This window comes from Ideonella sp. P3_A4, assembly GCF_056403075.1.
In genome coordinates this window covers 1-8306 of record NZ_JBFUGE010000260.1, presented here as the reverse complement: position 1 = coordinate 8306, position 8306 = coordinate 1, and the positions used below count along the sequence as shown (strand labels likewise).

6 protein-coding genes are annotated in these 8306 nt (G+C 68.8%); 2 read left to right on the top strand and 4 right to left on the bottom strand.

The features are described 5' to 3' along the window. The first annotated feature begins 2 nt into the window (after positions 1–2). Positions 3–503, top strand: coding sequence for a gamma-glutamylcyclotransferase (locus tag AC1DYI_RS20420; protein ID WP_477205964.1), 501 nt, complete (start codon positions 3–5; stop codon positions 501–503). A 10-nt stretch (positions 504–513) separates the two neighbouring features. On the opposite strand, the gene AC1DYI_RS20415 is transcribed toward AC1DYI_RS20420, so the two are convergent. Then, positions 514–1149, bottom strand: a complete 636-nt coding sequence (locus tag AC1DYI_RS20415; RefSeq protein ID WP_477205963.1) for a nucleotidyltransferase family protein — start codon at positions 1147–1149, stop codon at positions 514–516. Between the two features lie 136 nt (positions 1150–1285). Between AC1DYI_RS20415 and pdxH the strand changes: the two genes are divergently transcribed. Further along, positions 1286–1921, top strand: coding sequence for a pyridoxamine 5'-phosphate oxidase (gene pdxH, locus AC1DYI_RS20410; RefSeq protein ID WP_477205962.1), 636 nt, complete (start codon positions 1286–1288; stop codon positions 1919–1921). A 5-nt stretch (positions 1922–1926) separates the two neighbouring features. On the opposite strand, the gene AC1DYI_RS20405 is transcribed toward pdxH, so the two are convergent. The 3 genes from AC1DYI_RS20405 to AC1DYI_RS20395 form a co-directional block, all read right to left on the bottom strand. Beyond that, positions 1927–4692 carry a PAS domain-containing protein gene (locus AC1DYI_RS20405; RefSeq protein WP_477205961.1) on the bottom strand — a complete coding sequence of 922 codons (2766 nt, stop codon included), beginning with the start codon at positions 4690–4692 and terminating at the stop codon, positions 1927–1929. Between the two features lie 147 nt (positions 4693–4839). Next, complete coding sequence (gene msrA / locus AC1DYI_RS20400; RefSeq protein WP_477205960.1) at positions 4840–5376, bottom strand: peptide-methionine (S)-S-oxide reductase MsrA; 537 nt, start codon at positions 5374–5376, stop codon at positions 4840–4842. Positions 5377–5432: 56 nt separating this feature from the next. Beyond that, positions 5433–8306, bottom strand: a 2874-nt coding sequence (locus AC1DYI_RS20395; protein WP_477205959.1) for a DUF748 domain-containing protein, incomplete at its 5' end; no start/stop codon positions are given.

Below are 8306 nucleotides of genomic sequence, written 5' to 3'. Positions count from 1 at the left end.
GGATCTTTGGCTATGGCTCGCTGCTGTGGCGGCGAGAGTTCGAAACCGACGCCGAGGTGCCGGCCCAGGTGCATGGCTGGCACCGCGCGTTCCGCATGCGCTCGCGGGTCAACCGCGGCACGCCGGCGCAGCCGGGGCTGGTGTTCGCGCTGATGGCCGGCGGCTCGTGCCATGGTGCGGTGTTTCGCGTACCAGTCGAGCGGGCCGAGGCCGAGTTGCGGCAGCTGTGGCTGCGTGAGATGCCGACCGGTGTCTACGACCCGCGTTGGCTGGCCTGCCGCACGCCGCGTGGCAACGTCAATGCGCTGGCCTTCACCCTGCACCGCAGCAGCCCGGGCCACACTGGCCGGCTCGGTGACAGCCAGATGCAGCACATCCTGACCCACGCGCGTGGCCGCTATGGCACGACGCTGGAGTACTTGCGTGAAACCGCGTTGGAACTTCGCCGCCGCGGCATCCGCGACCGCGAGGTCGAGCGGCTGATGCGCCTGGCCGGCGACTGACCGCGGGCCTCTACGGCCCCGCCGGTGACGCGTTGGCGCTGGCCAGGTGCGCCCGCAGGCTGGCGAGATCGGCTTCGGTGTCCATGTCCAGCAACACGCCGGGGTCGTTGACCTCCACCGCTTGGCCGGGGAAGCGGGCCAGGATGCGCCGCGCGCCCTCTTCGCCGCTCAAGCGCACCAGCTCGGAGAACAGCTCGCCGCCAAAGGCCACCGGGTGGCCTCGCCGACCCTGGTATTGCGCGTAGGCCACCGGGTGCGGCCCCAGGCCGGCCGCCACGGCAGACATCGTCGCCGGACGCACCAACGGCATGTCGGCCGGCATCACCAGCCAGCCGCCTGCGCCTGGGCGAGCCGCCACGCCTGCGGCGATCGAGTCGCCCATGCCGCCCAGCGCCACGCCGCTGCTTTCGCCCAGCACCACGATGTCGCGCTTGGCCACCAAACCGCCTACTTCTTCGGCGAAGCGCGCAGTCGTCACCACCAGCACGGGCAAGCCGCTGGCCAATGCGTTGCGCACGGTGCGGCCGAGCACGCTGTCGCCGCTGCTGTCACTGCTGGCCAAGGGCTCGGCCAGCTTGTGGCGCGCACCGGTGTAGCGGCTGCCCCGCCCGGCGCCCAGCACGATGATGGTGGGTGGCGTTTTCATTTTTTGGTCCGTCCCCTCGGCGCCCCTTCCAGGCGCCGCCCAAACGCAAGTTGTTGTGGTGACCCTAGGATGGGAGCGATGGGTCTCCGGTTCCAGTGGGACGATCACCTAAGGCCTAGCCCCTACACTGCAAGGCATGGATGATCTGGCCGCTTTGAGAAAAAGCTACGAGCGTGCCGAGCTCGACGAATCGGCTTCGGCCGCCGAGCCCTGGCAGCAGTTTTCCAACTGGCTGAATGAAGCCATCGCCGCCAAAGTCCCCGAACCCAATGCAATGACATTGGCGACCGTGGGCCCTGATGGTCGGCCCTCGACCCGCATCGTGCTGATMAAGGGCTTCGATGCGCAAGGCGTTGTCTGGTACACCAACTACGAAAGCCGCAAGGGGCACGAGCTGGCAGGCAACGCATTTGCGGCGCTGCAGTTCCACTGGGTGGAGCTGGAACGCGTGGTGCGCATCGAAGGCCGGGTCGACAAGGTCAGCGACGACGAATCCGACGCCTACTACCGCTCTCGCCCGCTCGACTCTCGCCTGGGCGCCTGGGCCTCGCCGCAGAGCCAGGTGATCGGCTCGCGCGCGGTATTGGTGACCAACGCCGCGAAAGCCGCAGCTCGCCACGGCCTGAACCCGCCCCGGCCACCGCATTGGGGCGGCTACCGCCTCAGCCCGGACCGTTGGGAGTTCTGGCAGGGCCGCAAGTCGCGCCTGCATGACCGGCTGAGCTACAGGCTGGTCGACGGGGCCTGGCTGCGCGAGCGTCTGGCGCCCTGACCTGCTCAGGCGCGGCCCAGGCGCTTGGCCAACGCAYCCATGTCGGCCAGGAACTGCTGCAGGTTCAGCGGCTTGGTCCAGTACTCGTTGAAGCCCGCGGCCAGGGCCTGCGACACGTCCTCGGGCATCGCATTGGCCGACAGTGCCACGAAACGGCAGTTCGACAACGCCGGCTCGGGCCGCAGGCGCTTCATCACCTCGATGCCGTTCATGTCCGGCAGCTGCAGATCGAGCAGGATCAGGTCCGGCACGCTGGCCAGGGCCTGGCTGATGCCACTGCCACCGTCGGGCGCGCTGTCCAGCACGATGCCGGGCCGCAGGCTCAGCATCTCGCGCACCAGCATCTCATTGACCGGGTTGTCTTCGATGTAGAGCACCCGCAGCGTCGGCGCTGCGTCCGAAGGCAAAGCCACTGTGACCGGCTTGGCGGCCTCGGACGCCTCGCCCGGCGCCGCCGCGGTGACCGCAGCACCCGGCGGTTGGATGCCCGCAGYCGGTAGACGCACGGTGAAGCGGCTGCCTTCACCCAATTGGCTGTCGACCGACAGTTCACCGCCCATGCCGGCAACCAGCTGCTGCACGATGCTCAGGCCGATACCGGTGCCTGGAATGCCCTCGCGCTCGGCCCCCAGGCGGTTGAAGGGCTCGAACAGGCGCTGCAACTGCTCCGGCGACAAGCCTCGGCCATCGTCGTGCACCGTCAGTTCCCAGGCGGCCTGATCTGCCAGCTGCGTCGGCCGCAGATCAAGCCAGACGCGGCCACCCGGCTGGTTGTACTTGATGCCATTGGTCAGCAGGTTGATCAGCACCTGGCCGAGTCGGCGCCGGTCGGCCAGCACGGTCGCATCGGACGGCACGTCGTCGGCCACCACCTGAACGCCTGATTCAGCCGCCAACGTCGCGACCCATGGCAATGCGTCCTGCAGCACGTCGGCCAATGGCACCACCTGCATGTCCACCGCGCGGCCGCCCTGGTCCGCGCGCGACAGCTCCAGCAGATCGTCGATCAGGCCCAGCAGATGGGTACCGGCCGAGCGGATGCGACCCAGGCGTTCGGCCTGCGCCGCGGGCAGTGCTGCGTCGTGGGCCATCAGGTCGGCGAAGCCCAGCACCGCATTCATCGGCGTGCGCAGTTCGTGGCTGACGCGCGCCATCAGCTCGGACTTGGCCGCACTCGCCTGCTGAGCCCGGTCGCGCTCCCGGGAGAGCTGTTCCATCCGGCGGCGCTCGGTGATGTCGACGTTGACCCCGGCCACCACCACTGCATTGCCATGGGCATCGCGCACCGCCCGTCCGGTGGATGCAAGCCAGCGCTCGGTGCCGTCGGGCCAGGTCACCTCGAACTCGAACGCAAAGCGTTCGCCAGTGGCGATGCAATGCTGCAGCCGGCGCATGGCTTCGGCGTCGTCCGCCAGCTTCATCGTGGCGTCGACGATGTCCTGCAACGGGCGCGGGTCGTCGACATCCAGCCCGCGCAGCCGGTACATCGTCGGACTCCAGTAGATCGGCATGCCGTCCGGCGCACGGCGCTCCCACACGCCGATGCCGGCGGCTTCGATCGCAAACTGGTCGCGCTGCCGTTCCAACTCGGCGCGCTGCTCGGCGCGCCGGCGCTCGGTGATGTCGACATGGATGCCGAGCGACACGCGGTGCCCGTGCCGCATCAGCCGGCGCGTCCACGACTGGATCCAGCGTTCGCTGCCGTCCGGCGCCAGGGTGCGGAAGGTCACGTCCGACGCCGGCGTCCACTGGTGGTAGTGCACCTCCTGGCGCGCCGCCATCCAGCCGCGGTCGGCCGGGTGCACGTGACGGCTGATCCACTCGTCCAGGCTGGGCGGCCCTTCGTCCGGCTGGCGGTGGTGCATGCGGTACATCTGCYCGTCCCACTCGAACGTGCCCGCATCCAGATCTCGCCACCAGAAGCCGACGCCGATGGTCTCGGCCACCATCTGCATGCGCTCGAGCAGCGACAGCGAGCGTTCGCGCTCGCGCACCAGCTCGCTCACGTCCAGCGACATGCCGCGCAGCGCGACCGTGCGGCCCTGCTCGTCACGCACGCGGTAGCGGCGCGTCAGCAGATTCTTGTACTCACCGGCCGAATCGCGGTATCGCGCCACCGCGTCGACCAGCCGGTCAGTCCGCATCGCTTCTTCGGCTGCGCGCTCGATCAGGCCGCGGTCTTCGGGGTGGATGGCTGCGCGCACATCGTCCAGGCGCACGCCTTGCGGCTGCCTGTCGACACCCAGAATGCGAAAGCCCTGCTGGTTGTAGAAGACACGTTGCGCCGCCAGGTCGATGTGCCACAGCGAGATGCCGGCCATCGTCAGGGCGCGGCCCATCACGCTTTCGTCTTCCCATTGCGCGCGGTAGGTGTCGACGGCGTCGGTGTCGTCGATCACCAGCGTCCACCGCAGCGGGGCTGGCGACGCATCGGCGGCGGCCGGCGTCGCGTCGAGCAACTGCAGGTGTCGCACCACGCCGTCGGGCCGCAGGATGCGGCAGCGCAAGGCGGCGGCTGGCGTGGTGTTGTCGGTGGACGCAGCCAGGTCGGGCCAGGCCTCGCGCACCCGCTTGGCGTCTTGCGGGTGCAGCCGGCTGAGCAAGCCGCCCGCCGGAACGCCTTGCGCCGGGTCCAGCCCGAGTATGCGGAAGATGGCGTCGTCCCAACCCTCGGTGCCGGCGACAGCGTCCTGCCAGAACCGGCCCAGGCGCCCGGCGGCGCACAGCAACGCACGCGCGTCAGGTTCGGTGGCCGGGGGGGCATCGATCATGAACAGCAGGCGGCAGCTGGTTCGTGTTGGGGTGGCACCCTGCACCCAGTGTAGCGGCGGGGCTGCCGCGGCCGCACACCCCGCCCAAGCGGTGCAGCGAGGGTTTGCGCTAGGACTGCACGGCGCCGGGCGCGAGGGCCGGCACCGTTACGCCGGCTTCATCAGCCGGGTGAAGCTGTGGCGAAACTTTTCGACCTTGGGCGCCACGACAACGGCGCAATAACCCTGGCCCGGGTGCTGAACGAAGTAGTGCTGGTGGTAGGCCTCGGCCCGCCAGTAGTTGTCCACCGGAGCCAGCTCAGTAACGGCCCGGTTGCCCGTTGCAGCGTTGACCTCGGCCAGCACCTCGCGCGCCACCGCAGCCTGCGCTTCGTCGTGGGTGTAGATGCCCGACCGGTACTGCGTTCCGACGTCGTTGCCCTGGCGGTTGCGAGTCGTCGGATCGTGGATGCTGAAGAACACCTCCAGCAACTCGCGCAGGCTCACCACCGCCGGATCGAACTCGATCTTCACAACCTCGGCATGGCCGGTCTCGCCGCCGCACACCTGTTCGTAGCTCGGGTTCAGCACCGGCCCATTGCTGTAGCCCGATTCGACGGCGACCACGCCGCGGACCTGTTCGTAAACCGCCTCCAGGCACCAGAAGCAGCCGCCGGCCAGGGTGATGGTTTCAGTCGTGCTCATGTTGTGTTTCCTTGGTTGCCAAGTCCGTCGGCGACGAGGGTCAGAACCTTACGGCGTCAATGAGTTTCCAGGCTCAGTTGCACACGCGGGGTCCAGTGTTCGTTGTCTTCGCCGGCCAGCTGCAACTTGGGCGCGGCCAGGAACAAGCGCTCACCCGGCAGCCCCTTGGCGATCAGCGCATCGCRCACCACCAAGCCGCGCTGCAAGGCCAGCTCGCGGGCATTGTCCGTGCTGACGACATGCGATGCGCGCAGCAGGGCTTCCATCTCGTCGACCGGGATGTCCTTGGCCAGCCCGACCAGGTTGCGCGGCTTGTTCGGCAACTTGGCCTCGCTGTACAGGCGGCGCACCAGACGGGCACGCTCCTCGGGCGGCAACGCGACCGGGGCTGCCCCACCAGGCGCATCAAGCGTCTCGCCGGCGCGCAGCTTGTCCTTGCGCAGCTCGGCGGCCAAGCGTTCGTCCAGCCACGCGGCTTGCATTGCGTCGCGCTCGCCCTGCGGGTCAGCGGATGCCGTCACCGTGAGGCGCAGGCTGGGCCGATCGGTCAGCGCCTTGGCCACCTTGTCGAGCTGAGGCGCGGCGGTGTCTGCCAGGTGCACGCTGCCGGGCTTGAACTCGACCGCGCTCAGGTCTTCGCTGCCGCCGCCGGACAACAGCGCGAACGGCGCTGTCACCGCCTTGGCCAGCAGGTTGCCGATCAGCTTCAAGACGACGCCGCCGATGCTGAAGTCCGGGTCATTGAGAGAGCCGCCAATCGGCAGGTTCAGGTCGATCACGCCATCGCGGTCTTTCAGCAAGGCCACAGCCAGCAGCACCGGCAGCTTGGTGGCGTCCGGGCTCTCGATGCGCTCGCCAAAGGTCAGCTGGTTCAGCACGATCTGGTTGGCGGCGTCGAGCCGGCCGTCGGCGCCGATGCGGTAGCTCACGTCCATCGTCAGCTTGCCGCGTTCGATGGCATAACCCGCGTACTTGCCGGCATACGGCGACAGCGGCGCCAGCTCCAGATCGGTGGCGCGCGCCTTCACGTCCATCGCCAGCGGGCGCGCCGTCGGGTTCAGCGCGCCACTCACTTCCAGCTGCGCCGTGCCGGCGACGCGGCCGCGCAGGTCCAGCGTTGCCATGTCGCGGCTGCCGCTGCGAAACCCGCCCAGCTTGCCACTGAGTTCGGACAAGGCGGCGCTGTAGTTGGGCCGCACGAAGTGGTCCGAGAAATCGACCCGGCCGTTCTTCAGCTGCACCCCGCCCACCACCAGGTCCAGCGGAAATTCGGCGCTGGCCGAGGTGGTGGCAGGCACCGCCGACGCGGCAGGTTCCGGTGTGGCCGCATTGGCGGGCGCTGCATTCAGGTCGGTCAGGTTGAAGCGCGCCGCTTCGTTGACCATCAGCTGGGCGTAGAAGTCGTTCAGCCGAGCCTCGCCGACCTCGACGCGGGGGCGCTTGCCAGGACTCAAGGCAACCTGCAATGCGGGCAACTCGAGCGATTGCCAACTGAGCAGTTCGTCGGCGCCCGCGCTGGCGGCGTCGCGCGGGTACAGCCGCAGATCCGTCAGCCTGCCCTCCCCCTTAAGCGCCAGGCTCAAGCCTTCCGCAGTCCAGCCACCAGAGACCTGACCAGCCCAGCCCACATCCGCCCGACCAACCGTGAGCGGCAGTGCCGCGCCGGCATACGCCGCCACGGCGTGCACGGGAAAACGGACCAGGCTGGCCGTGCCCCGCCACGCCAGTGGCGTCAGGCCCACGTCGCCTTGAAAACTGAGGGTGCCGGCGGGCGCGTTGGCGCCGGTGCCAGGCACTTGGGCACTGAGTTGCCAACGCGAGGTCGAGCCTGCCGTGGCGGGCCATTGCAAGGCCTGGACGCTCAGCTTCAAGCGCTGCAGGTCCAGCGCCACCGGTTCGGCGCTCTGCGCAACGGCATCGCGCCAGCTGAGCCGGCCGCCGTCCACAGCGGCCTCTTGCAGGTGCACCTGCCAGGGCGCCTGGGCTGGCGCGTCGGCAGTTGGCGCGGCGGTCGTGGCGGCCGACTGAGCCATCCACCACTGCGCCAGGTCGACCTCGCCAGCCGCGTTGCGCCGCGCACGCACAGCCGGCTGGTCCCAGGCAACTTTGCCCAGCGTGACTTTGCGTTGCGCCGGATCGATCTCCAGGTCAGTCAGACGCAATTGCTTCCATGCGGCGGAGGCCTGGCGCTCACCAGGTTCGGTAGCCGCAAAGTCAGCCACGTGAAGGTCTGCCAGCTGCAGCACCGGCAACTGCGCGCCCGGTTCGCCCTGCCACTTGGCTGTCGCCTCGAAGCCCAGGCTGCCCTCCAGCCGCGGCTTCAAGAGCGCCTGGGTGTAGGGCGCCGCCCAGGCCAGTGGCCAGTCGTTGCCGCGCGCCTGAAGTTGACCGCCGGCCGCCGTCCATTCACCTTCCAGCTTCCACTGCGGCGCAGAAGCGCCAGCAGCAGGTGGCGCGGCGGCGTTCGAGAGGCTTGCCGTTGCACTCAGCCGCGCAGGCGTTGCGCCTTCTGCGGGCGGCCAGCGCAGGTTGTCGAGCTGAAGCTGCACCGCTTCGGTTGCCCATTGCACCGCTGGCTTCACCGCCTTGTCACGCCAATGAATCTTGGTGTTATGCACCGCCAGCTTGGTCAATGCCAACTGCCACGGGTTGGCTGGGGTTGGTTCGGCGTTGGCGGGCAGCGCACTGGACGACGGCAGGTTGAATCGACCTTGCGCATCTCGCGCGACGTGCAGAACCAGTCCATCGATATCGGCTGCACTGAGTGACACGCGGTGACGCAGCGGCTGCAGGTCTGCGATCTGCAGCGCCAGCGTGCCCAGCTCCGCCAAGGGTGCGTGGGCCGCATCCTCCAACCGGATCGACTTGGCTCGCACCCCACCGCGAAGCGCCACATCGGAGACGCCGTTAGCCGGTGCCTTGAACTGCAA

Coding starts and splice junctions, on each gene's coding strand:
- msrA (WP_477205960.1), bottom strand. CDS start 5,376: ATGAGCACGACTGAAACCATCACCCTGGCCGGCGGCTGCTTCTGGTGC.
- AC1DYI_RS20415 (WP_477205963.1), bottom strand. CDS start 1,149: ATGAAAACGCCACCCACCATCATCGTGCTGGGCGCCGGGCGGGGCAGC.